This is a genomic window from Neolewinella aurantiaca (assembly GCF_008014675.1).
Taxonomy (GTDB): Bacteria; Bacteroidota; Bacteroidia; order Chitinophagales; family Saprospiraceae; genus Neolewinella; species Neolewinella aurantiaca.
In genome coordinates this window covers 55,696-80,816 of the sequence record NZ_VOXD01000029.1, presented here as the reverse complement: position 1 = coordinate 80,816, position 25,121 = coordinate 55,696, and the positions used below count along the sequence as shown (strand labels likewise).

13 protein-coding genes are annotated in these 25,121 nt (G+C 55.4%); 5 read left to right on the top strand and 8 right to left on the bottom strand.

Annotation, left to right across the window (positions count from 1 at the left end; genetic code table 11):
• Window positions 1-97: 97 nt before the first annotated feature.
• The 5 genes from FUA23_RS16965 to FUA23_RS16945 all read right to left on the bottom strand — a co-directional run bounded on the left by FUA23_RS16965 (window position 98) and on the right by FUA23_RS16945 (window position 11,881).
• The gene (locus FUA23_RS16965) at window positions 98-1,153 is read right to left on the bottom strand and encodes a hypothetical protein (RefSeq protein WP_147931954.1); all 1,056 of its coding nucleotides are present in this window, start codon (window positions 1,151-1,153) and stop codon (window positions 98-100) included.
• A gap of 9 nt (window positions 1,154-1,162) precedes the next feature.
• Window positions 1,163-4,057, bottom strand: a complete 2,895-nt coding sequence (locus tag FUA23_RS16960; RefSeq protein WP_147931953.1) for a helicase-related protein — start codon at window positions 4,055-4,057, stop codon at window positions 1,163-1,165.
• A gap of 14 nt (window positions 4,058-4,071) precedes the next feature.
• On the bottom strand, window positions 4,072-5,568 hold the full coding sequence (locus FUA23_RS22605) for a YecA family protein (protein ID WP_222707055.1): 1,497 nt from the start codon (window positions 5,566-5,568) through the stop codon (window positions 4,072-4,074).
• Between the two features lie 6 nt (window positions 5,569-5,574).
• Complete coding sequence (locus FUA23_RS16950) at window positions 5,575-10,815, bottom strand: DEAD/DEAH box helicase (protein WP_147931952.1); 5,241 nt, start codon at window positions 10,813-10,815, stop codon at window positions 5,575-5,577.
• 157 nt (window positions 10,816-10,972) lie between these two features.
• Window positions 10,973-11,881 carry a hypothetical protein gene (locus tag FUA23_RS16945; protein ID WP_147931951.1) on the bottom strand — a complete coding sequence of 303 codons (909 nt, stop codon included), beginning with the start codon at window positions 11,879-11,881 and terminating at the stop codon, window positions 10,973-10,975.
• Window positions 11,882-12,666: 785 nt separating this feature from the next.
• Here FUA23_RS16945 and FUA23_RS16940 point away from each other — a divergent pair.
• The 5 genes from FUA23_RS16940 (at window position 12,667) to FUA23_RS16920 (ending at window position 22,349) form a co-directional block, all read left to right on the top strand.
• Window positions 12,667-15,750 (top strand): SusC/RagA family TonB-linked outer membrane protein, encoded by a 3,084-nt coding sequence (locus FUA23_RS16940; protein ID WP_147931950.1) that lies wholly within the window; start codon window positions 12,667-12,669, stop codon window positions 15,748-15,750.
• 19 nt (window positions 15,751-15,769) lie between these two features.
• Entirely contained in the window at window positions 15,770-17,254 is a 1,485-nt protein-coding gene (locus FUA23_RS16935; RefSeq protein WP_147931949.1) for a RagB/SusD family nutrient uptake outer membrane protein, read from the top strand.
• Between the two features lie 163 nt (window positions 17,255-17,417).
• Window positions 17,418-18,560, top strand: a complete 1,143-nt coding sequence (locus FUA23_RS16930) for a hypothetical protein (RefSeq protein WP_147931948.1) — start codon at window positions 17,418-17,420, stop codon at window positions 18,558-18,560.
• Between the two features lie 63 nt (window positions 18,561-18,623).
• Window positions 18,624-21,047 (top strand): T9SS type A sorting domain-containing protein, encoded by a 2,424-nt coding sequence (locus FUA23_RS16925; protein WP_147931947.1) that lies wholly within the window; start codon window positions 18,624-18,626, stop codon window positions 21,045-21,047.
• A gap of 189 nt (window positions 21,048-21,236) precedes the next feature.
• A complete protein-coding gene (locus tag FUA23_RS16920) occupies window positions 21,237-22,349 on the top strand; it encodes an alkaline phosphatase (RefSeq protein ID WP_147931946.1) in 1,113 nt (370 codons plus the stop codon).
• 125 nt (window positions 22,350-22,474) lie between these two features.
• On the opposite strand, the gene FUA23_RS16915 is transcribed toward FUA23_RS16920, so the two are convergent.
• The 3 genes from FUA23_RS16915 to FUA23_RS16905 form a co-directional block, all read right to left on the bottom strand.
• Window positions 22,475-22,837: an L-rhamnose mutarotase gene (locus FUA23_RS16915; RefSeq protein ID WP_147931945.1), complete on the bottom strand. Its 363-nt coding sequence runs from the start codon at window positions 22,835-22,837 to the stop codon at window positions 22,475-22,477.
• Between the two features lie 18 nt (window positions 22,838-22,855).
• Window positions 22,856-24,232 (bottom strand): L-fucose:H+ symporter permease, encoded by a 1,377-nt coding sequence (fucP, locus tag FUA23_RS16910; protein ID WP_147931944.1) that lies wholly within the window; start codon window positions 24,230-24,232, stop codon window positions 22,856-22,858.
• Between the two features lie 91 nt (window positions 24,233-24,323).
• The gene (locus tag FUA23_RS16905; protein WP_147931943.1) at window positions 24,324-25,118 is read right to left on the bottom strand and encodes an SDR family oxidoreductase; all 795 of its coding nucleotides are present in this window, start codon (window positions 25,116-25,118) and stop codon (window positions 24,324-24,326) included.
• Window positions 25,119-25,121 lie beyond the last annotated feature (3 nt).

The window sequence follows — 25,121 nt, the reverse complement described above, 5'->3', positions numbered from 1 at the left end:
GAGTATCAATTTACACGCTGATGGACCCAGTAAAGCTGGTGTTAAGCATAAACGAATGCGAGCGATGTGGTCCGATAAGGCCCGTGATAAAGTTTTTCTAGATAGTATGCGTTAGCCCTGCCCCCGGCCCCTCTCCTCGGGAGAGGGGAGACGCCTCTGCTCGCTGCGCTCGTGCACTGCTCCTTTGTCCTTCCATTGCACCCGCGGCCGCGCCCTCTTTCGCTTTGGGAAAAATTAGGTCCCGCTCCTCGATCACCATCACGAACAGCAGGCGGTAGATCAGTTTGAGGAGGTGGTTGTAGTAGGTGCGGGGGGCGGCCTCTCCCGCTGCTTCCACCCAGTCGCGCAGCGCTGCGTTCTGTTTGTCTTGCAGCAGTCCGGTACCGAGTTGCACGATCCCTTTTTCGACGGCTTCGCTGAGGTTATCACGGATGCGGCTGCCGGATTTGAGGCCTTCCTGGTGGTATTTTTCCAGGATGCTGTCGGTGCCCACGCTGGGTTCCGTGGGCAGGCGGCTCAGGTGCAGGAGGCGGAAGAGGAGAGCAAAATCGGGGAAGAGTTTTTCCTCGAACATGCGCGTGAGATCGAACTCTACGTAACTGAGTTTGGTCAGGTTGGAGCTGTCGCGCAGCAGGCGGAGGAACTTACCGTTGCTGACCAGGGCGTAGAGGTTTTCGTGACGGTTGAGGTACTCCTGTACGAGGGCGTGGGGGCTGAGCTTGCCGTCGGTCCGCTTGTCGAGGCTCTGGCGCGCACCGACGAGGTGGAGCGGAAAGCCGCCATGCTCGCCCGCGGCCAGGGCGTGGCTGATGGCGTAGCGCCGCTCGTCGATCACCTGCGCTTTGCCGGTGACGCGCACGTCGTAGCCGAGCAGGCTCAGGAAGGGAAGCAACCAGCGGCTGCGGGTTTCGCTGACGCCGGTTGCGCCGTCCGCCAGCCGTTCGAGTTGCCGCTGGAAGATGCCGTACTGATCGAGGGCGTCGGCCCAGTTGCGCTGGATTTCCTGGCGCAGGGCCTCCTCGCTGGGGAAACCGTAGTCGCGGGCCGCCTGTTTGGGCATATTGCCGGCGTCTTTGCCGAGCGCGATTTGCTGGAGGGAATCGAAGGTCAGGACGTTACCCTGGATGGTAACGGAGGGGAAATTGGTAGCCATGTCAGGGGTTTAGGTAAGGTCAGGGACAAAGATGTAGACGCCCATCAGGTCCATGGGCAAAATGGGTTCGACGACCTGGAAGCGCTTGCCTTTCACGGCGGCGCGGAAGCGGTCATGGGCTTCCACGAGGTGTTCGGCCTGCTGGCGGCCGAAGGCATCGAGGGTAGCTTTGAGCGGCCCGCCGACGTCGTCGAGGGCGTCTTCGAGGTACTCCGTTTTTTCGCGGTCGGCGACTTCGGCGGTGGCCTCGGCCTGCAGGAGGGCGAGGGCCTCGGTTTCTTCCAGCCAGCGGACGTCGTCGGGCGGGATGCCCCGGTAGGCTTTGAGGAGGAGTTCCTCGGCCACGAGCTGGCGCCTGGTTGCCAGGCTTTCGATCACGTTGCGGACGCGGAGGAGCAGTACCGTGGTGGCCTCCGTCACCGCTTTAGTTCGGATGACGGCGGTGCGGCGCACGCGGTATTCGGCCCGGGTGTCTCCGCCGGTGAGGGCTTCATCCATCAGCAGCTGGCCGAGGGTGTCGACCAGGGGGTGGTTGCGGGCCACGTAGCGGAAGCCTTCGGGGGTGGGCGTGGCGAAGCTGACGGCGAGGTGCTCGTCGTCGCCAAACAGGTGGTGCAACGAGAAGGGCAGGCCCGTTTTTTCGATGCGGAAGCCCGCGCCCTGGGCCGAGTAGTTGCCGCCCAGGTGGCGGATGGCGGCCAGGGTGAACTGCTCTACGCTTTCCATATTACCGATCAGGCGGATGGCCTGATCGAGGTCCTGGTCGATTTCCTGGGCCTTGACGGCGTGCTGGGCGAAGATAGAGCGGGTGGCTTTTTCTACGTCCTCGATCTTGCGGTAAGTCGCCTCCACCTCCGCCGCGCCGGCTTCGACCTCCGGCAGGTTGTCGAACATTCCCAGCTGGCGGGCCGTCGTGGCGGGTGCTTTGCGCAGCAGGACCGCCTGGGTGACGGCCTCCATGATACTCTGGTTGTTTTCGGGGAAAGGCACGCTGACGCCGATGGCTTTTTTGATCTCGCGGGCCTTGCGCAGCAGTACCTTCAGCACGATGCCGTCCATCGGGTTGTCTTTACCGTACAGCAGGGCGGTGCGCACCTCGGGGGCCGACTGGCCGAAGCGGTCTACCCTGCCCTCCCGCTGTTCAAGGCGGTTGGGGTTCCACGGCAGGTCGTAGTGGATTACGGCGGTGAAGTGACGTTGCAGGTTAATGCCCTCGCTCATGCAGTCGGTGGCCACGAGAACGCGCACGGGGCTTTCGCCGAGCTTTTCAACGGCTTCCTCGCGGGCTTCGTCCGCCACTTTGCTGGTCACCGTGGCTACGCCGACCTTTTTCGGCAGGGCTTCCCGCAGCGCTTCCCCGACGTATTCGGCGGTGTGAATGTAGCGGCAGTACACAATGGGGTTGAAGCCCTCTTTGTGCCACTTTTTGATCAGCTTCACCAGCTCTTTTATCTTCAGGTCCAGCCCTTTCCGGACGATGTCAGCCAGCTTCACGGACAGTTCATGCTGGTATGAATTACCGATGACTCCCGACACCAGACTCCCTGCTCCCGACTCATCATCAGGCGCGGCCGCAGGTGCAATGGCAGGACTAAAGAGCAGGGGTTCCTGGTCCTCTCCGTCGGCGAAATCCCGGTCAAAAACGGGGTTATCGCTCTCATCCACGAAGTCTTCCTCGTCGGCTTCGATTTGCCGGGTGGCTCGGTTTTCGAGCATACTGATGCCGGCGGCGGGGGAGCTCATCACGCCCCGCAGCAGGCCGAGGGCCGTCCAGTAATTGAGGGTTTTACGGACCTTCTTTTCCTCGTCCTTTCCGGCAATGACCTGGGCGAGTTGCATCACGTCGTACTGCAGTTCCAGGTATTCCGGGCTCATGGGGTAAGACACCTCGACGTTGGTCTTTTCGGGGAAGTGGGTGGTCTCCTGATACTTGTCGCCGTCCCACTTAATGATATCGGCCCGGCGGCGCTGGACGTAGTGCTGGGCGAGTCTGCGCCGCTGCTTATCCGTTGAGGCGTTGAGCTGGATGTCGCCAAACTCCGGCTTAAGCAGGCCAAGCAGAGACTGGAACTCTTCCGGCTTCCCGGAGTGGGGTGTGGCGGAGAGGAGGACGAGGTGCTGGTCTGCTTTTTCGCTCAGCCGCTTCAGCAGGTGGTTGCGTTGCTGGCGGCCTTTGCCCTGCCCGCCGCTGGCGGTATGGACCTCATCGACGATGACCAGCTCCGGGCAGTCGCTGATGAAGTTGTCGCGCCGCTTATCGGCCTTAATGTAGTCGATACTGACTACCTGGAAGCGATAGTAGGCGAAGGCGCTGGTGTCGCCCGGTGTTTTGCGGTCCAGCGTTGCCGCCGTACTGCTGCGGATGATGACGGCCTCAATACCGAATTTTTCGGCCATTTCCTGCTGCCACTGTTCGCAGAGGTGGGGTGGGCATACGACCGCGAGGTTCCTGATGCGCCCCCGGTCGATGAGCTCGCGGGCCACCATGAGACTTTCGACCGTTTTGCCGATACCGACGTCGTCGGCGATGAACAGCCGCACCGGATCGTCCTGCTTCAGCGCCATGATGAGGGGTACCATCTGGTAGGCGCGGGGGGCGAAGTTGAACTTGGCGATGCTGCGGAACGGCCCAGAGGCGTCCCGAAAACCGAGGCGGACGGCGTCGTAGAGCAGGCGGGCGCTGGCGAGGTCGCCGTGGTCGGTGGCTACGGGGAGGGGAAAGTAGGTTTCCTTAATTTCCTCGTTAGGGAAACCGAAGGGCAGGTAGATACCGGTGGTTTCCTCTTCGGCTCCGCCGAGGGGTTTGATGCGCAGTACTTCGGGGTCGTCGCTGGGCTGGACGACCCAGTCGCGCTGGCGGAGTCGGACTAGTTTTCCGGGTTTGAGTTCGGTGGCGTTGTTCATGATTTATCAGGTGCTTATCTGCCGCAGCAGCGTTTATATTTTTTGTTGCTACCGCAGGGACAGGGAGCGTTACGACTGATTTTTGTGCCCTTTTGCCGGACGGGTTCGGGAGCGACGGCAAGTCCCTTTTTCTTTAGTTCGCTTTTCAGGTAAGAGATATGATCCCGGTAAGCGTCATCTAATAGCCTGACGGCTGGCGGTGTGGCTTCCGGCCAACAATCAATGCAGTTGGAAGCGGGAATTTTGCGGACGCTTTTGATTTGATGATCGATCTTTTTGCGGACGATCTCCTCCGCCAGTAGCTGGACAAACTTTTCCTTTGGCGCAAAGCCCACCAGGCGGCTAAACCGTCGGATGGCCTCCGGCAAACGATCATGTTCCACGAGTGCGGTAATCATCAGTTGTTCGAACAGCAGGAATTCATCTACGCTAAGGGGCCGGTCCGCAGCTAACTTGTCGGCGGCCTCGTTGTACTCCCACTCTTTCAGAATAATATTGCTGAATATGTTGGGTGGTAGATGAGTCAGTAAAAGCAACTCCGCCATCAAATTATCTTTTCCCAGCAAGCTCAATTCCTTGAGCACTGAATTCATGGCCTGACTGCTACCTCCGTCTGGTTTATAAATCTTCAGCAATGCGCCCAGAATAATCGGCTCCTTCGGATACTTAAGGCGCATACGCTCCAGGCGCCTGCGTACATCGTCTATTGTCAGAGAAGATTGGCGCAGTTGCGCAAAATCACTTCTCAGTTGTTCGTTATCCGTCAACAAACCTTCATCGTCGACTATGTGAATGTCATGTTCTTCGCGAATCCAGTCGAAATTAAAAACGCTGCCCTCGTGCTTCAGGTAACTCAGATCAGGGGCCTGGTCGGTCTCTCCTCTGGTAATCAGTACTTCCGCAAAACGAGCGTCCGCCAACCTGGCACCGAGTTGTACGAGTTGCAGGCTCTGGTCTCCCCACTCCGTATAGTGAGATTTCAGGAAAGCTTTGAAGGGAGCTTGCCAATCATTACTTGCGGACGTATCACGACAGCGCAGCAGGTTGCGTTTCACCCAATCCAGGTGTTCCCCGTCAACTTCCATGAGTTCCGTCGTTCCGAACAAATTACCATTCCCCACGACGGTCAGATCCAGAAAAAAGCATTCGTACTTTTTGATGGCCGACAGGAAATCCAGGGTAGCCTTATGGGCGGGGTCCATAGCGAGGTGTAAAGACCGCTTTTTGTTCCGCATCAGGGATAGTGTCCCCACCAAATCGTGGTTCGCGTCTTCAATCATGTTCCACTTATAGTTCGGCTGTAAAAACTGCCCTTCCACAAACCCTATTTTCCGGGCAGTCCGGGTGGATATTTTGGCAAAAACTACCGGTAAAACATACTTCCCGAGCACCACTGTTCCTAAAAAGCTATTATCCGGCTTCATGTTTTCCAGGTGCGACATCACTGGCTCCGGGATGGCAAATTGCTCCTCCCGCTCAATCCGTTTTTCAATATCTTCCAGTATATTCATTTCCCCTTAATTGGTAGTGATTGGCTGTCTTACAGGAGTGAAAATATCAGCGTTTTCCTGAACAATTCTGGCCAGGTCATCCTGATAATGATAGATAATAGCGCGCAGGCCTTTGGCCTTCATGGCGCGGCGTTTTTTGCGGTCCTCCTGCTGCACGGCTTCCGTATCATGCGGCGTTCCGTCACAGAAGACGAAGACATGTTTGTCGTACTGAAAATCGGGCATGACGTAGAGGCCGTGGTCATCGCTGAGGCGGGGCTGGGCGATATCCGGCAGGCGGAGACCATGCTGGTAGAGATACTCCAAGAAACGCAGTTCCGTGCTGGACGATTTGTCGTAGGTGGCGAGGAGGTGCTGATAGTGGGTGTCGTAATCGCCAACGGTATTCCGGCCGGCCAATTCGATGCGGGTGTTCTCGAAGAGGCTCTTCAGCACATCGTGTATCTCGTGGCGGTTAATAACTTCGTGGTGGCGCTGGTTGTAGTAGCTGAGCAAGTCATTATAAGTTGCCGGTGGCAGCTCATTGTAGTCGCCGTCGTAGTCCGGCGGAAAACAGATGTCGAGGGCTTGCTTGACTACCGCGTGAAACTCTCCGGGTTGGCGGGCCAGCTGGCCGAGAATACCCAGGCTTCCTTCGCTCCGTTCGAAGATCATGATATTGGCGACCTCGTCCTGCCCCATCAGTTGTACGCCGATCTCATTACTCTCTACCTGATAACGTTCTTCTATCGCGCGTTTGAGGGCATACTTCAAGGTAACGACCTGCGCTTCGTCGAGCCCCAGTTTTTTTGTGGGCTGGATATAGATCGCATTAGTCGTCATTTTGGAGAAGAGGCTGACCGGAACGATATGCCCCTCGGTATCGTTCTCCTGGTCTTTTTCCTTTTTCCAGTAGCCGTAAACCTTATCGATCAGGAACTGTGTCTGCTTAGTACGCCGCTCACATTTATTGACGTCAATGATCGTTGCGGTCGGCATATAAAAGATCTCCAGTAGGTCGTCGTCACCAGACTTAACGAAGATTCTATCACATCCCGCCAGACCGTTTGGCAGCGAGAAATAGGTTTCGATTTCGTAACCGGTGCGTCGGCGCTCTTCCTCTTCGCAGCTGATGCGCTGGAGGATACGGGTTTCGGACTCGACCATTTCAACGAGATTGGTGAGCAGTTCTCCGCCGCCGGCGTTGAGGTTGACGTTGGGGTTGATGGGGTCCGTTTCCCGGTTCATCTCGTCGCCGGCAAGAAAATAGCCGGAGGCGGTTGCGACTTTAGCCCGCACCTTGTGGTTCTCGATATCGGTCAGGTTGAGGCGGTTAACCTCATAAGCCTGGCCATTGTGGTAGATGATATTACGGGGACCGAACTCCCGCAGAGCCAACAGCCGGGGCCGGCTGAGGAACTGAGAGGACTCGTAGCCGTTGATGGCAACCCGCAGCGGCAAACGGGTGAAGTTATAGCCCGGCAGGTAGCCCTCGCCGGCGAGGTAGCGGAAGGGGTAGAATTCGGAGAAGGCGCTGCTGGTTCCGGTGTCGTTTTTCAGGTCGGTCAGTTGTCGCTCGGCGGAGCGGTAGTTGGCATCGGCCTGCTTTCGCTCATCGGAGCCTTTGTGGTAAAGAGCACCCGTTTTGATCCGGTGGGCGTCGTCCATCAGGGCGATGGCTTTACGGTAGAGCGTGCGCCAGCGGTCGAAGGCAGCGCTGAAGGCGGGTCGGGCTTCATTGATATAGGTCTTCAGGGTAGCTTCTGGCAGCGCCCCGCTCAGGCTGGTATCATCGGCGAGGATGCGCCGGAACAGTTGCAGCACCCGCTCTGCTCGATCGTTGTGTCCGGCATCGATCGGTTCGCGGAACTCCTCCCGGAGCGGGAGCTTCTCCGCGTGCATATCAATGATATTGGGAACGGCACTTCCCAGGTCCAGCCCTGCTTCGAGGAGGTAACTGGCGTTGATGTGCGTTTTGAGCAGTTCATCGTTCTCCAGATTGATGCGGGGCGGAAAGACGGCACCGGCGACCATCTGGTTCTGGTGCTGGAAATAATGGCGGTCGTGGGCACTGAGCTGGGAGCAGTAGGTGATTACGAGCGCGCCCTGGCCACTCCTGCCCGCGCGCCCGCTCCGCTGGGCATAGTTGGCGGGGTTGGGCGGAACGTTGCGCAGGTGGACGACGTTGAGGTTACTGATATCGACCCCGAGTTCCATAGTAGGTGAACAGAACAGGGCCTTCATTTTACCCTTGCGGAATAATTCTTCCCGCTCTACGCGTTCAGCGTGATTGACCTGACCGGTGTGCTCATGGGCGATCAGATGTTCCTTTACCGTAAAATCCTGGCGGTAGAAATCCTGAAAATAGGCGTTAGGGCGGGGGGTGTAGCCGTGGGAGTAAGTTCGGTTACGTACCCGGTCGGGGCGTACGGTTTCCAGGTCTCCACGGCACCATTCGATAGCGTCAGCTTCGAGGATATACGCATTAGTTTCCCCATTCTCTCCGCTGATTCGCTCACTACGAACAAAGCCCTGGCGATCGAGTACGGCCATCAGCTTATCGGCGAAGGTTTCGAACTCCTCCTTGCTCATTTTCCCCAGCCCCTGCACCTGCGATCGCGCCCCTACGTACCGCCCCCAGTTGCTCAACTTTCCGATACTCGCGGTATGCGGCGCCCGGCCTTTGGGCTTGCCTACGCTGGTGACCCGCATGTAATTTGGGGTTTCCAGCCGTTCATTCGGTCCCAGCGTCCACTGTCCCTTCAGCTTGTCCTTGATTCGGTTAGAAACAATGGCTTCCTCGCTAAAGAAAAAACGGTGGTGAATAGCGTTGCTCGTACGGATGAAATCGAGTGTCTGGATCAGAAACTCCCGGCGCTCGTCGATGGTCATACTTTGCAGCAACGGAAGTTCCTCCCAGTTACTTTCGTTGGTAAGCTCTTCTTCGAGGTAACGGTAACGTACGTCGAGCAAAGCGCACTGCTCCAGGTTGGGCATGGTGTACCGCCAGCCCCGCCGCAGGTCCTGCAGGATGCGGATGAGCAGGTAGTCTTTGAGAGCAGCTTCGTTGTCCCGTCGGCGTCCTCCACTCTCCACCGGCTTGATCGCGTATTCGGACTGCGGAATTTGCAGAGCATCGAATACTGCCTGGGCCACGTTGTGCACGGTCAGACCTTCAGTCCGATCTTCAAGTGCGTGCCAGATTGCGGAACGGATGCGGCCGATGCTGACAAAGTCGTTGAAGTGGCCCGCCTGCAGTGCTGCATCCTGGCGGTTATCAGTGAAGCTGAGGAGCTTTTGTTCCTGTGGAATCACGCCCGCTTGGGCGAGCGCATTCGTGGTGGCTAGCGATAGCGTAGTAGTAGCGGTACTTCGCCCTTCATTACCGAGCCGCATCAGCTTGGAAGCTTCGCTTGATTTAGCGTCAAAGAAGGTTCCACTGGTTGGGTCGAACAATAACTTTGCCGGCATAAACCAGCCGAAGCGGGGGCTGGCGATCCGGTCGGGTTCGTCGGCGTACTGTCCCTGCTCGTTGTAGTAAATCGGGTTGGGAACGCGGTGGCGGTACTTCGGGATTACGCCCAGGCGGTTGTTCTGTCGTTTATATACGCGGGTCCAGGCGCTTGGCAGCTCCTCAATCAGTTCTTCGTACCATATAGGGTCTTCTCCCTCCCCTTGGGGGATGATGTACCCGGCTACTTGCTGGTCGTTTTCGTCGTCGTGGAGGTAGTCGTTGAAATCCCGCGCCAGTAGTTTACCGCTCTCCGGGTCTTTACGGACGCAGATGAATTCGTGGCCACTCGTGCGACTGAATACGATTTGATACAACCGCTGATCCTCCCCCCTGTCGTTACGAATGAAATGTCCGGCTTCGAGGGTAATCTCCCGGTCGTCCGGGTGATCCAGCGTTACGTAAACACCGCCGGTTTGTGAGATGAACTGGTGCAACCGGAAGGGGAAGTATGCCCGGCGTTCTCCCTGCTGCTTCAACTCAACGTTGATCCGTTCGGACCAGGTGAGTAGGTCTTCGAATGCCTTTTCCGCCAGCGCGAAGGGGCGCTGAGCATGCTCGGCCAATAGTTGAATTGCCTTGGATTTAGCGAAGGGCTTACGGCGGCGTAGCCAATCGGAACCAATCTGCTCCAGCCCGACCTGATCTTCCAGCCACAGAGCCAGCGGGTGGCAGCGCAGTTGGGCCTCGTCGCCGTCCTGTTCAATCCCTTGGTCCAACACGATGGCGACTTCCTCACGGCCTGGTGTAAGGCCGCGCCAGTCGGTCACCCGCCGCAGGTATTCACTGATGATTTGATCTCTTGCAAATTGTTTACCGAAGATTAACTGCCCAACGTTAGCGACTTCATCCTGCTGCGCTCCAAGGTCGTCTCCACCCGAAGACATTGTTGCCGACGTTCCGATGCACTGGACATCCCGCCCCGTAAAAGCACGTATTCGGCGAATCAGCATGGCAACGTCTGCACCCTGCCGCCCGCGGTAAGTATGCAGTTCGTCGAACACCAGAAAGTCAAGATGCTGACGGAAGGACATGCGAAGGGCTTCCTCCCCCACCCTGGTCATGATGAGTTCCAGCATCATGTAGTTTGTCATCAGAATATCCGGTGGATTATCCTTGATCTCGGCCTTTACCTGACCGGCTTCCTGACCTGTGTATTGGGCGAAGGAGATGGGGAACATTTTGCCGGTTGCTTTTTCCAGCGCGTCGAGTGCTTCTTTATCGGAGAGTTTATCGAGTTCTTCAAGGTCCATTCCCGCTGGCGCATCCTTGCGGAGATAGTTCACGGCGTACTTTCGGAATTCCTCCGTCTGGCTGTTGATCAGGGCGTTCATCGGGTAAACGATGATGGCCTTGATGCCGGGGCGGTAAGAGCCGGCTTGTCGCTGTTTCAGAATACGGTCGAAGATCGTCCCGATGTACGTTAATGATTTTCCCGATCCGGTACCTGAGGTAACGATGAAGTCCTTTCCAGCGGTGCCAAGTTTTAGTGCTTCGACCTGATGGCGGTAGAGTTGGTAGCCGGAAAAGATTTTATTTAGTTCGGGATGGAGCAGATCGTCTTTCGTAAGTTCCGCTAATGATTTGCCGTACTCAAAACTGGGATTGAACTGTATGAGCGGTTCGGGAAATAAAGCTCCATCATTCAATCTTTCCCTGATGGTTTCCGCTACCCGGGCATCCTTCATAAGCATAAAACTTTCAAGGTAGCTTCGGTAATCCTGGATTATTTGGTGGTGGACTTCAAAAATATTCATACGAAAGGGTGTAACGGCCGAAGATAAGACTACTCTTCTTAAAATCTTCAGGTGCTACTGTATTTGTTTTCTGATGTCGTTGATAAGGGTCTCAAAATCTCTACTCGACTCCTTGAGGTGCTTACCATCTACCTTCACCCTCGGATCGCCAATGGTGCTAATGGCCAGCTTTGACACCCCTCCAGGAGCGAGCACCGTCAATCTTAACTACCCAGTCCAGGATGTTGAAAATACGCAGAAAGCGGTCCTTGTCCCGTAGGGTTGGTGGGGCCAGGAAGCCATAGCGTCCTAGTAGCGTTTGGCGCCGAAGGGTGCCGATTTGAGCACAAAGTTCGCTTAGTAAGCTGTTGTCTTTGTACTGCTTTTTAACCAGGTTCATGAGTAAGTGAGTACAGTCGCCCACTTGATCTATAGCTTTGTCAGCCAAAGCTTTGCGCAGATTATTACCACCATCGGTGACTACATAATCTATTTTCATCTCTCGACTTTGAGCAATCGCCCCTTCCAGATAGCGCTCTACACCGTCAGCTTTCCAACTCGGGCTGACTTGCATAGCCAGCACCTCGACATCACGACCCGTAAGTGGTTGTTCTTCCTGACCTCCGTTCGATAAGTTGACGCCTTGAAAGAGTAGTAACTTCTCGCCCCCCAGAGAAATGCTTTCATCCAGAATACCCGCGAAGTGGCCACGGCGATGTTTGGCTGAGGTATTGAGCTGATAGAGTCCTGCGCGCAGTACCCAGCGTAGAACGGTCACATGGCCGGGCGCACTGAAAGGCCAACCCATAAGCTTAGAATAGTAGCCAATCGTCTTAGCTGTCCCACGCAAAGAAACTTGCGCCTGAGTGACCATGAAAACAGCCAGGGCTACCATTTGAGCCGGATAAGTGTGATTGGCTCTAGGGCGGGGCTGACTAATTTGTTCCAGTTCTTGTACTCGTGCTTCCAGCCGATCAATACGGCGGTGACAACGCCGTAACCGCTCCCGATAGAGGCGTTGTTTTTTTGTGGTGCGCAGAGCGGCTGATTTCCACCGCTGTGCCTTAGCTTTGAGGCGTGCTCTCATCTGTGTTTTGTGCTTCGTAACCCAAAACTAACAGTTTGAGAGCACATCTTTTTTGAGCCAGAATCAGCCTCGACGATTTCGTATCAGAGGGAACACCCTACACTTCAACCCTAACCCATCATTGAAATAGGTCAGACTACTGGACATTTTTGATTTTCCACCTCACCCTCGCCCTCTCCGGCAAGGTTTGCTTCGCAGTACTTCGTGCTCGCCTAAGGCTCAGCGGAGAGGGAACCAAACCTCGAAGAAGCGGCGAAGCGAAATGTCCAGTAGTATGGAAACAGGTACTAAAATCAAATTCTGCTTGATCCATCTGGAACTGATCATAGTATTCTTGTGTGAAAAATCAGCAGCATCACCCATTATTTTGAGGTAGTAGTTAACTGTTGGAGAGGGAGATCAGTCTTCGTTTATGCGGAGAGTCCTCCGATGCTTAGACAGTATAGCAAACCAAGGCTCTACCCTACTGTCAGATGAGGCCTGAAGCGCCCCTCCGGAGAACGGTGTTTAGCAGAGACGTCCGCACCACATAAACAAATTTTGCACCTGCGTCCCCGCACCTAAAGCCTTCTGATCTTCAAAAAGAATAAAAAAATCTGCATTTCTGTTCAATCGATTGCAACTAAGCAAGCGCCCCATTCCTGCTGTCGCCGGATGCGATTTATGGGCTTAGATGAGCCTTAAAAGTTGAAAAACTGGAACTCTTTTTCTCTATATTGGCATGGGCTAAAGCCTGATTATTACAAGTTTTGTTTTTCTAAACAACGCAATTACTTAAGTCGAGCATGAAGATTTTTTACTATTTTAGTACGGCCCTGTCGCTGGTACTTATTACTTCTTTATCCGCCATGGCTGCCTCCGGCAGTAGCAGCGTCGAAGAGTCTGTTCGGTCCATCACCGGCACGGTAACCGACGCTGAAACAAATGAGCCTCTGATCGGGGTAAACATCATTGTTAAGGGGACGACGAGTGGTGGTATTACCGACTATGACGGGAACTACGTCATTACTGCTGAAACCGGCGACATTCTCGTGTTCAGCTACCTTAGTTACGAGACCGTCGAATACAAACTGAGCAACCAGGGCGTACTAAACGTGCAGATGGAGCCCGACGCCAAACAACTCGACGAAGTTGTTGTGGTAGGGTACGGCACAACGAAGCGATCGGATGTGACCGGCTCTTTGAGCAGCATCTCCTCCGAATCCCTGCGGGAAGTTCCGGTTACCGGTCTTGACCAGGCAATTCAGGGTCGTGCGGCGGGTGTTCAGGTAACGCAAAACTCCGGAGCACCGGGAGGTTCTGTTTCTATCCGCGTGCGGGGCATCGGGTCTACCCTGACGGCCGAACCACTTTACGTGATCGATGGCATCCCCGTTGTGAACGATAACGGCGTGAGCCGCTCGTCTTACGACGGCATTGAGGGCAACGTGCAGTCCAATAACACCCTTAATACCATCAATCCGAACGATATTGAGTCGATCGAAATCCTTAAGGACGCCTCAGCCACCGCGATTTATGGCGCACGTGGCGCCAACGGTGTCGTGCTGATCACCACCAAGCGGGGCAAAGCGGGACGGAGCAAAGTTTCTTTCGAGAGCTACATCGGCACCCAGAAACTTGCCAAAAAAGTAGAGGTGCTCAACCTGCGTGAATATGCCGAGTACTATAACGGAAGTGCCTTCAACCCCATCGAGGAGTTTCAGGACCTCGACCTTCTCGGCGAGGGGACCGACTGGCAGGACGAGATATTCCGCAGAGCCTACAACCGCAACGCTCAGCTCACCTTGAGCGGAGGTGGAGAGCGAACGCAATTTGCCGTGTCGGGGGGCTTTACCCGCACGGAAGGCATCGTGATCGGGTCGGCATTCAATCGCTTTAGCGCTAAGATTAACCTCGACCATCAAATCAACGACAAAATACGGCTTGGCAACAGCCTATTGGTAGCACGCACCAAGGAAGATATTACCCTACAGGACAACAGCCGCGGTGTGGTTTACACGGCCTTGCTGTATGTACCGGCTGCGCCGGTACGGAACGCTGACGGAACCTTCGCCGCTCCGCAGGACGAGATCGAGCTGAACTTCATAAATCCCGTCAGCAGCGCCCTTGAAACCCAGGATGTGAGCCGGAAAACACGCCTGCTGGCCAACTTCTATTTCGAGGCCGACCTCCTACCCTTCCTGAAGTACCGCACGGAGTTCGGTACCGACCTCCTCTTTGCGGGCCAGAGCACCTTCCAGCCTTCTTACGAGCGCGGACAAATCAGTCAGCGTTCCAGCCTGACCATCAATAAGAACGAAAACCGTTTCTGGATCAATAAACACCTGCTGACCTTCAACAAAACATTTGCCGAGAAGCACAACGTAACCGGGCTGCTCGGTTTCGAAGCTCAGGAGGGCGGCTACGAATTTCTGTTCGCCAGCCGTAATGACCTGCCGAACAATACGAACATCGCGCTGAACCTCGGTGACGCCGGCCAACAACAAACGGGCGGAGGCACCGGAGATTTTGCGCTCCTTTCTTACTTCGGCCGCCTGAACTACTCCTTCAGTGACCGTTACCAGGTAACGGCAACGCTGCGGGCCGATGGCTCCAGCCGGTTCGGTGCAAACAACCGGTATGGCGTCTTCCCCTCCGCCGCCTTTGCGTGGCGACTGAGCAACGAGTCGTTCCTGGCGGATTTTGAGAAGCTCGACAACCTGAAACTACGGATTGGCTACGGTGCCGTGGGCAACCAGGAAATTGGCCTGTACAGTTACTACGCTAACGTAGGCGCGGTGACGGCAGTACAGGGCGATCAGATCGTGACCGCCTTCGCGCCCAACAACATCCCCAACCCCGACGTGCGGTGGGAAAGCTCTTACCAGACCAATTTCGGTATCGACCTTGGCCTGTTCAATAACCGCATCGAGATCATTGCCGATTACTACACCAGGCGGGCCGACGGAAACCTCCTGCCCGCCCTGCTGCCGGCAACCACAGGAGGTCTCAGCGCTCCGATCGTCAACATCGGCGAGATCACCAACAACGGTTTTGAGCTTACGGTGAATACCCAGAACACAACCGGTAAGTTTGACTGGAGCACCTCTTTCAACTTCAGCAAGTCAACCAATGAGGTGACCAATCTCGGCTCGAACGGAAGTTTGATTGCAACCGTAGAGGGACTGCCCGTAACGCGCACCGAAGTGGGCCACCCCATCGGTCAGTTTTACGGTTTTGTGATGGACGGCATCTTTCAGGAACCTGCCGACGTTGACGAAGCCCCCTTCCAGAGCATCGACACCCGCGCGGGAGACATCAAGTTCAAAGACCTCAACGACGACGGGATTATCAACGCCGAAGACCAGACTTTTATCGGTAATCCACTGCCCGACTTTACCGCCAACCTGTCTAACCGCTTTGCCTGGAAGGGGATCGATTGCAGCTTCCTGATTCAGGGCGTTTTCGGAAACGAAATCCTGAATATGGTGCGCCGCAAAACCGAAAGCTTCGAAGGCTTCAACAACCAGTCGGTGGCCATTCTTGACAGCTACACCCCGGCGGAGCCCAGCACAACCATTCCGCGGGCAATTGCCACCGACCCGAACGCAAACACACGGATTTCGGACCGCTTCATCGAGGATGGCACTTTCATTCGCCTCAAAAACGTCAGCCTCGGTTACACTTTCCCCGAGTTGATCACCCGCCGTATCGGGATGGAGAACCTACGCGTGTACGTGAGTGGACAAAACCTCGTCACCCTGACCGATTACTCCGGTTACGACCCCGAAGTGGGCTCGTTCAACCAGAACCCTCTGATCAATAACGTGGATAACGGCCGCTACCCTACTTCCCGCGCATTCACCTTTGGGCTGAACGCTAATTTTTAAAGATACAAAAGTGCAAACCATGAAATTATCCAATCAACTCTTTGCCTTTGCCATCGGAGCGGGCACTCTTTTCGGCTTCACATCCTGCGGAGATGATTTTCTTGATCGCCAACCAATCGACCAGATAGCGGTGGAAGACTTCTACCGGACAGAGTCGGACCTCGAATCCGGGATACTGGCTGCTTATACCGCGCTGCAGGCGCAACAATTTTTCGGAGAGAGCTGGCAGATCGATGAAACACCCAGTGATGATTCGCGCCAGAACTACGCCTCGGCGGTCGATAACTTCAGTGTAAACTCGGGGGCCGCCGAAGTGAGTGGTTATTGGTCTGGCCGCTACCGGCTCATCACCCTGGCCAACGTAATGATCGAAAAGGCTCCTGACGCGGAGGAGGCCAGCCAGGTGGTGAAAGACCGCGTGGTGGCCGAAGGCCGCTTCCTGCGTGCGCTGGCGTATTACGACCTCGTGCGCATCTTCGGCGGCGTTCCTTTGATCACCCAGTCGCCGAGCCTGGACCAGGATTTACTTCTGCCACGTAGCCCGGTCAATGAGGTCTATGACCTCATCAAACAAGACCTCACGTTTGCAGCAGAGACCCTGCCCGCCGAGCGGGCCAACGGCCGCGCCACCAGCGGTGCCGCCCGTGCTTACCTGGCCAGCGTTCACCTTACCCTGCGGGAGTATACCGATGCCCGTGATCGTGCGTTGGAAGTCATCAATTCCGGGCTCTATTCCCTGATGCCCAGTTACGGAGATCTGTGGGTAAGAAGCACCTACGACAACAACGCCGAATCAATATTCGAGGTCCAGTACGCTGGTTGCGAATCCTGGGGAACGGGCAATATGCGCCAGGCCTTTTTTGCTCCCTGGAACGAGGGCATCACTAAAACAACCGATGGTTGGGGCTCATTGATTCCGACGTCTCCCGGCGAGGATGCGCCGGGTACCACGGCGATGGATATTTGGGAAGAAGGCGACGAACGCCGGTACTGGTCGATGATGGAACCCAACAACTACTACCCTACCCTCAACGCCGAAGATGGTGGCTACACCTACCCCGCCGACGGAGCGGGCGGTAACAGCGGCAACATCAAAAAATACGTCATGGGTGGCGGCAGCGACGTCTGCTTCATGAGTACGCCCCAGAACGGAAGTTTGATGCGCTACTCGGAGGTGATCCTGACGTACGCCGAGGCCGTTACGGCGCTCAGCAGTGGCATTTCCCTCAACGAAGAAGTTGTCGGGCTGGTAAACACGCTCCGCGCCCGCGCCGGCGTGGAAGACCTCGAATTCCTTGATTCTCAACTTCTCGACCTCGAGCGCCGGCGAGAATTCATGTTCGAATCGAAGCGCTGGTTCGATATTCTGCGCAAAGGCCCCGACCGGGCCATAGAGCTTATGCGGTTACATGGCCGTACGCTCGATGAAACGAAGCTGCTCTTCCCGATACCCGCCAGCGAGCTGGAGATCAATCCCAATCTGGAGCAAAACCCGGGGTACTAAACAGGAACCGGCATTTCCGCTCACCGCTCTTTTTTCAGGGCGCGGACGCAGGTGCACAGAAAGTTTTCCGAAGACGGACAACACCGCAAAGCGGGCAGGTCCTTCAACCGACTTTGCACCCGCGTTTACCGCCCTCCTCAAACATTAGCACTTTACTACAATTATGTTATTCAACTCAAAGTCCTTATTTCATCCGCTAGTACTCCTTATGGGGCTCGCCCTTGCTTTTTTCAGTGGCTGCGAAAAAGTGGAACCACCCGAATTCGTTTCGCTGGAACCCATGATGGCCCCTCGTGAAACCCTGGTTGTCTTGAAGGGGAATAACCTCGGAGAAATCCGTGAACTGCTGTTCAACGACGAGCCAGTACCGTTCAATACGGCCTACAATTCCGACGTTGCGCTGCTGTTCCGCATTCCCAGCGATATGAGTCTTGGCCAGAAAAGAGTAACCGTCAGGACCGACGGTGGCAGCTTTGACACGGAGTTCGTCGTCACCGAAGATCCTCCGCTGGTTCCCCGCTTTTACCCCCGGACCGCCAACCCCGGCGATCTGGTAACCCTCATTGGCGAAGCCTTCTTCGAACCACTCGAAGTGAGTTTCAAAACCGGAGAATTCATCGATGGCAGCTACGCCGACAGCCTGATCGCCGACATTGTTTATGCCGCCGAAGACAGCCTCATCGTCCGGGTACCCGAAGGCGCTACTACGGGCTTTATCCGGGTGGTGGCCAACGGCGGTACCGCCCAAACCAACGTAACCTTTCAGGTATTCGACAACCTACTCGTGACCGACTTCGACGGCAACGGTCTGATCGCCAACGACCAGTACACCTTCGATGGTTTTACCGACCAACAGAGCGGAGCTCCCCTCATTCGAAGCAGTTTGCCCGCCCCTTTCGACGGGAACTTCATGCAGGTAAGCGGTACCGACGACCTGGGGACCGTCTGGCTCGGCGGCCCAAAAACACCGGGTGGCAACGGCGTTGATTCCTTCGGAATCAGAACGGACGTGAACAGCACCTTCCTCGAGATGGACGTGAACAGCAACGGCCGTACCGATACCTGGCTCCTGCTCGTCTTGCGGGAGCAGAACGGGAGCACCTCGGACTTCACCACCCGCCTGCAGCTAGACGATGCCGGCTGGAACCACATCAGTGTTCCGCTCGTGCGCTTCCGCGATGCCAGTGGCTTCGTCATCGATCCGCAAAAGGTGAACCAGATCAAATTCCACATCGAAGACCGGGAAGGTTCCGGACAAAAAATAGAAGCGAATATCGACAACGTCATATTCGTGGAACGCATATAGAAATCACTTTCGGTTGCACCTCTGCGGCGGCCTGTAACATTCGCTCTACTAAATCAATTTGACATGCAAAAACTACTACTTTTCTGCCTGGCCGTACTCTTCTCCGGAGTGCTCCTGGCTCAACCCATCTTCGTCGACCAGTTTGACGACGGCAACGTGACCATCACCACGGATCAGTTCGACATCACCGAGACCGGTGGCGAAATGGTGGTGGCCGGCAACGGCACCAACGGTGCCTGGAGCGGTGTTTACTTTGGTCTGCCTCAGACCTACGACATCTCGGCCAGCGCCAAATTATTCGTGCGGGTCAAAAGCTCTGTTCTCGGCACCACCCTCCGGATGGACTTAACGGACGTAAACGGTACCGGCACCAACATTGCCCCGATCACACAGACCCTCACGGACAACTACCGTGTACTAGAGTTCGACTTTTCCAGCGTCGACGTTGGGGAAGTAGACCTCAGCCAGATCCAGGCCATCGTCTTTTTCGTTGATCCCGGTGTGGGATCGTTCACCGGCCAGGTGACGTTCGATTACATGGCCCTGGGGGAAGAGCCCGCCGGTGTGATCACCTCCGACATTTACCAAGACCATATGGACAGCGACTCTTCGCTGACCAGCTGGAATGGCTTTGAAGTACCTGGCTTTACCCGTGAGCGCCGCACCGGCCCCAACGGCGACAGTACCGTGGTTACCCTGATCGGAGACGGAACCGCCGGACCCTGGACTCCTCACGCATACGCCCTGCGTCCTGCTCCGGAATACATCCAGACTTCGGTGGATATGTCTGACGACCCCGTAGTCTACATCAAGGTGCGTACTTCCGTTCCCGGAACGACTTTACGGATCGACGTACAGGACGTTGACAATATCAGCTCGACGGCCAACGCCATTACCCGCATCCTGACCGACGAATGGGCTGTTTATGAGTATGAGCTCTCCGGTGCCAGCCAGAACTTCCCCAACGAGTCCTGCCCGACGGCCGACGTTGACCCTTGTATCGTTAACCTTGAAGCGGTGAAAGAACTCATCGTATTCGTTAACGGTGGAACCGGTCAGTTTGCCGGTACGATTGACATAGACTGGATCAGCATTGGCACGAACCTCGACGGCGACGGCCCCGAAGCCACCCTGGAATACGTAGACAACTTCGACAATGAACGCATCGACCGCACCTTCACGGTGGAAGGCATTTCCATTTCCGAAAGTGGCAGCAGCCTCATCCTCGACGGCGACGGTACTTCGGGAGAATACGCGACGGTTTCTTACCTCTTCAACGAGCCTACCGACGAGCAGGACACTCTCCGCCAGGAAATTACGGTAGACTTCTCCGACGATTTCGCTCAGGGCAAGCTCTTCATGCGTGCCCGCACCATTGGTGCGGACCAGCCCATCCGGGTTGACATCGTGGATACGATGGATCTGTCTACCAATATTCTGGCCCTGACCCGGCGCATCACCAGTGAGTGGGCCATCTATTCTTTCGACTTCTCCGGTAACTCCGGCGATGCCGGATACGGCGGAGCCGAAGGCTGTACCCCCGATAACCCCTGCCCGATTGACATGACCGCCATCAAGGGCATCTTCATGTACCCCCGCCCCGGTGAAGGGATGCTGACCGGCCAGATCGAAATAGACTGGATCAGCGTTGGCCAGCCACTCGAAGAGGTCGTGGAAACAGCCGTTGGTGTACTGAACTACAGCGACACCCTCGTGGGAGCCGGTGAATTCTTTACCGGCGAACCTGCCGGTATCTCCTACAGCGTATCTGATGATGGCTACCTGACGATGACCGGAGACGGTACTTCCGGTCTTTACGAGCAGATTCAGTACACGCTGCGCGACGAAGAAGGCAATTCGGGTAAAGCTGACGCTGCGGGTTCTGGTGACAAGCTGTACGTCCGGGCCCGTATCCGAAATGCTGCCTCAGAAGCTTTACGTATTGATCTTATGGACGAAGGAGGTTTCTCCACTACGCTCCAGGGCTACACCAACACCATTTCCGGCGAAGAATTCATGACCTACACTTACGACTTTGCACAGGGCTATACCGACGGAGGCTACGGCGGTACCTCTTGTGTTACGGGCCCATGTGATGTCGATCCTCAGCGGATTACCGGTCTGAACTTTTTCATCGCGCCGGGCGTCGGCGGATTTACGGGTGATATAGATATCAACTGGATCAGCTTTGGCCAGGAAGTCAGCGTAAACGTACAGGACTTCGCCAGCCTGAATCAACTGCATTTGTTCCCTAACCCTGCCACCGATGAAATGGGCGTGGAGTACGACCTCACGGAAGCCAGCCAGGTTAGCGTCAACCTGTTCGACGGCCTTGGCCGCCGGGTATTGGTCCGTGATTTTGGGACCCGCTCAGCGGGTAATAATTTCAACCGCATTGATGTTGAGGCGCTCCCTATGGGTACATACCACCTGCAGCTTATCGTGAATGGTGTTCCTGCACGGGCCCAGACTGTTTTGAAGCGATAGGCTCCAAACCTGTTTTGCCCTGAGGGCAAAGAATGAAACGCACCTTCCGGAAATTCCGGAAGGTGCGTTTTTATGTAGAAAAGAGTAGCGAGCCTGCCAGTTTACACAAACTTAAAGTCGAAAAGCAGGGCTGCTTATACACTTGACTTAGCTTGCCGGCTTAAACTATAAACAACCAATACTATTATTATGGTAAGAATTACTACTCTTTGGCTCCTTGGCTTAAGCGTCTTGCTTATAAGCTGTCAGCGTTCAGCCGTTCCAGCGTCTCCTTCGGCGGGGAAAGCCAAAAACATCATTTTTCTCATCGGCGACGGAATGGGTTTAACCCAGGTGACCACCGCTTACCTGTACGGCGAAGAGACGCCCAGTTTTTCCAGATTCAGGCACATCGGGCTGCAGAGAAACACTCCTGTTGGTGAGAAAATCACCGACTCTGCGGCGGGGGCAACCGCCTTTTCAACCGGTTATAAATCTTACAACGCTGCTATCGGCGTTGACAAGGATACGGTAGCCCGGCAGACGATTCTGGAATGGGCTTATGCAAAAGGGAAGAAAACCGGGCTGGTAGCAACCAGTAGCATTACCCACGCCACCCCGGCGTCGTTTTTTGCTCACGTAAAAAGCCGCAACCTGCACGAAGACATTGCTGCGGATTTTCTGAAAACACCGGTGGATTATACCGCTGCGGGCGGATACACCTACTTTGAAGGCCGGAAAGACGGTGAAAACCTACTCAGCCAACTCTCCGCCAGGGGATATATGGTCGACACCACCGGACTTCCGGATCAGGTCGACGCCGGTAAGCGCCACGCTTACCTTTTAGCTCCTGATGCACTCCCTAAGATGAGCGAGGGCCGGGGCGATTTCCTCCCGCGGGCCACAACACAGGCCATCGATTACCTGGCCAGGGACAAGGACGGTTTTTTCCTGATGGTCGAAGGTTCTCAGATCGATTGGGGCGGCCACAACAATGATTCAGATTACGTGATTACTGAGGTCTTAGACTTCGAGAAAGCAATAGCGAATGCTCTCGATTTTGCGGAGAAAGACGGTAATACCCTCGTGGTTGTAACCGCCGACCACGAAACCGGAGGTCTTGCGCTATCGGCCCTTCCAGTATTCGGACGCCGCGACTACGGTCAGGTCAAACCAACCTTTAGTACCGGAGGCCATACTGCCGCACTGGTCCCTGTTTTCGCCTATGGCCCTGGTGCGGAGGAATTCGCGGGGATTTACAACAACAATGAGATCTACGACAAAATGATGGTCGCATTTCGCGGGCTGCAGGCCAGAAAGTGATGATGTGCCGTTACGGTGCATAGAGTGTACGCACCGTACCGCTAAATAACAAATACCGATGATGAGGTTCACGACACAGCGTCGTGAACCTCATTTTATTGAGGAGTAATCCGGGTTTTAAAACCTTATACTGCACCTGCGTTTGCGCCGGTTAGATCAAAAATCTGCTCCGCCCGAACCCATTTTTCGCCATTCGGGGCGAAGGGCAACCGTTGCTGAAAGGTATCCATCAGGGTTTCCCACTCCCGGACCTTGGGGTTAGCGGCATCCGCCGCTGCTTTTGCTGCAGAGTCGAAATCATCCGTGGTGGTCATAATCATCACCAGGCGGTTACCGGCAAGGAAGATTTCCATACCTGTTATTCCCGCCGAGGTGATGCTTTCCGTTATCTCCGGCCAGGCATTGCCGGCGGCATGGTACTCTTTGTACCGTTCAATGAGGGCAGGATCATTTTTCAGATCGCAAATAAGGATTTGGCGCTTAGCCATGGTGGTTTTTTTTAGTGGTTAGTCTGTGGAAGTGGGCCTGTAACCGGCAACGGACAAGCCGTAGACCGCTACAATTACGAAACAGATGAAGGGTAAAATGAAGGAAAAATTGACTTCCGGAACGCCCATTATCAAAGTGTCGGAGTAGCCACCGCCGCCGATGTCCAGAATTTTACCCTGCATCACCGGCATGAGTGCTCCGCCCACAATGGCCATCACGAGAAAAGCAGCGCCGAACTTAGCGTCTTCCCCCTGCCCTTCAAGGGCAATGCCGTAGATGGTCGGGAACATGATCGACATGAACAACGACACACCCACTAAGCAGTAGAGGCCCACGATGCCCTGGATGAAAATGGTACAGAGCGTCAGGATACCTGCGCCTACAGCAAAGAGGAAGAGCAGACGTCCTCCGGTAAAGTACCGCAGCAGGAAAGTTCCGATCCAGCGGCCAACGAGGAAAATGACCAGGGCAGCAACAGCGTAGTACACCGCATCCGCGTTGGCAATTCCAATAGATTCGGCCAGTTGGTAAACGTATGTCCAGCACATGATCTGCGCACCCACATAGAAAGCCTGCGCAATTACCCCTCCAACAAAGCGGGATTGGGACCACAACCGGCCAAGGGCCGCCATGATACCAAGCCCGTCATCTTTCTCTTCTTTTTCCGGCATTTTGGTGACCAAAAAGAGCATCAGCATAGCGATAACCGCGATCCCTAACACAACGTAGGGGTTACGAATGGTGGCCAGGTCGGAGGTCCTGATCCCCGCCTTTTCGGTAGCATCCAGCGCAGCGTAGGCCTGCGCACCGAGGTCGGCAGCCGTCTGCCCGAGACGCTCTCCTTCAGGCAGGGCAGCGTAGGCAGAGCGCCCCAGTTCTTCGACCCGCAATTTGGCGAGGATGAATTGTTGGGCAACCAGCAAACCACCCAACGCTCCGATCGGGTTGAAGGCCTGGGCAAGGTTCAGGCGCTGCGTCGCAGTTTCCTCCGAGCCAAGCGTCATCACGTAAGGGCTGGCGGTGGTCTCCAGAAACGCCAGTCCGCAGGTAATGACGAAGTAGGACAGCAGGAAGAAGCCGAAGCTCTCCGCGCTTGCGGCCGGGTAGAAAAGCAGGGCACCAACAGCGTAGAGTGCTAAGCCGATAATGATTGACTTCTTGTACGAATACTTTTTCGCAAAAATAGCGGCCGGGAGCGCCATGCAGAAGTAGCCGATGTAAAAGGCAAACTGTACGTAGGACGCCTTGGTGTTGTCCAGTTCAAGTACCTTCTTAAAAGCAGATACCATCGGGTTGGTGATGTCGTTGGCAAAACCCCACAGGGCAAACAGCGAAGTGACGATAATGAAAGGCAGCAGGTACTGCTTGGGAACTAAGGCTTTTGAGTTTTCCATAATAAAGGCTAAATCTGATAGTGCGTGATCGAATAATGGGTAAGGCAGTTCTGACGGTAAAAACGCGCCATGCTCTCGCGTAAGGAAAAGCTTACTCCTGGGTAAGCAAAGACCGGTCTAAATGTACGTAACCTCCGTCGCAAAATACATGCTGCCCCGTGGTGTGCGAAGCACACCCGGAAATCAGGAACATAGCCGTGTTGGCGATTTCCTCCGGAGTAGTCATTCGGTTCTCCAGAGGGATCTTTTCTACGATACCCTTGAGCTTTTCTTTGCCGTTAGGCAGGGAATTGATCCACGTATCGTACGCAGGCGTCCAGCTTTCGGCGATGATGATGGCGTTGGAGCGGCCACCCCACTTGACGAAGTCTACCGCCCACTCGCGGGTTAGCGCCAGTACCCCACCCTTCGCAGCGGCGTAGCCGGAAGTGTTGCCCTGGCCGGTGTACCCGACTTTAGAGCCAATGTTGAGGATGTTGCCCTTCGCGGCTTTAAGCTGCGGCAGGCAGTGCTTCGCCAACAGGAAATAACTCACCATATTCAACTGAAGGCTGTACATGAAGTCTTCGTAGCTTCCCTCGAGCCCTACCCCGTCGTTTACGCCAACGTTGTTGATCAGAACATCGATGCGGCCGTATTTGGCTACCACGCCTTCCACGGCGGCTTTTATCTGCTCGGGCTTGGTTACATCGGTCTGGAAAAACGAGGCATCGACGCCTTCAGCCTGTAGTTCCTCCACGTAGCCGAAGCCACGGGCGTTACGGTCGATAATTGCCGGGATGGCTCCCTCGCGGGCAATGGCCCGCATCATTACCTCCCCAATGCTGCCGCGGTGCCCCGCAGCGCCGGAAATAACAACAACTTTATCTTTCAGTTTCAAATCCATGGT

Coding starts and splice junctions, on each gene's coding strand:
- FUA23_RS16965 (WP_147931954.1), bottom strand. CDS start 1,153: ATGGCTACCAATTTCCCCTCCGTTACCATCCAGGGTAACGTCCTGACC.
- FUA23_RS16960 (WP_147931953.1), bottom strand. CDS start 4,057: ATGAACAACGCCACCGAACTCAAACCCGGAAAACTAGTCCGACTCCGC.
- FUA23_RS22605 (WP_222707055.1), bottom strand. CDS start 5,568: ATGAATATACTGGAAGATATTGAAAAACGGATTGAGCGGGAGGAGCAA.
- FUA23_RS16950 (WP_147931952.1), bottom strand. CDS start 10,815: ATGAATATTTTTGAAGTCCACCACCAAATAATCCAGGATTACCGAAGC.
- FUA23_RS16945 (WP_147931951.1), bottom strand. CDS start 11,881: ATGAGAGCACGCCTCAAAGCTAAGGCACAGCGGTGGAAATCAGCCGCT.
- FUA23_RS16940 (WP_147931950.1), top strand. CDS start 12,667: ATGAAGATTTTTTACTATTTTAGTACGGCCCTGTCGCTGGTACTTATT.
- FUA23_RS16935 (WP_147931949.1), top strand. CDS start 15,770: ATGAAATTATCCAATCAACTCTTTGCCTTTGCCATCGGAGCGGGCACT.
- FUA23_RS16930 (WP_147931948.1), top strand. CDS start 17,418: ATGTTATTCAACTCAAAGTCCTTATTTCATCCGCTAGTACTCCTTATG.
- FUA23_RS16925 (WP_147931947.1), top strand. CDS start 18,624: ATGCAAAAACTACTACTTTTCTGCCTGGCCGTACTCTTCTCCGGAGTG.
- FUA23_RS16920 (WP_147931946.1), top strand. CDS start 21,237: ATGGTAAGAATTACTACTCTTTGGCTCCTTGGCTTAAGCGTCTTGCTT.
- FUA23_RS16915 (WP_147931945.1), bottom strand. CDS start 22,837: ATGGCTAAGCGCCAAATCCTTATTTGCGATCTGAAAAATGATCCTGCC.
- fucP (WP_147931944.1), bottom strand. CDS start 24,232: ATGGAAAACTCAAAAGCCTTAGTTCCCAAGCAGTACCTGCTGCCTTTC.
- FUA23_RS16905 (WP_147931943.1), bottom strand. CDS start 25,118: ATGGATTTGAAACTGAAAGATAAAGTTGTTGTTATTTCCGGCGCTGCG.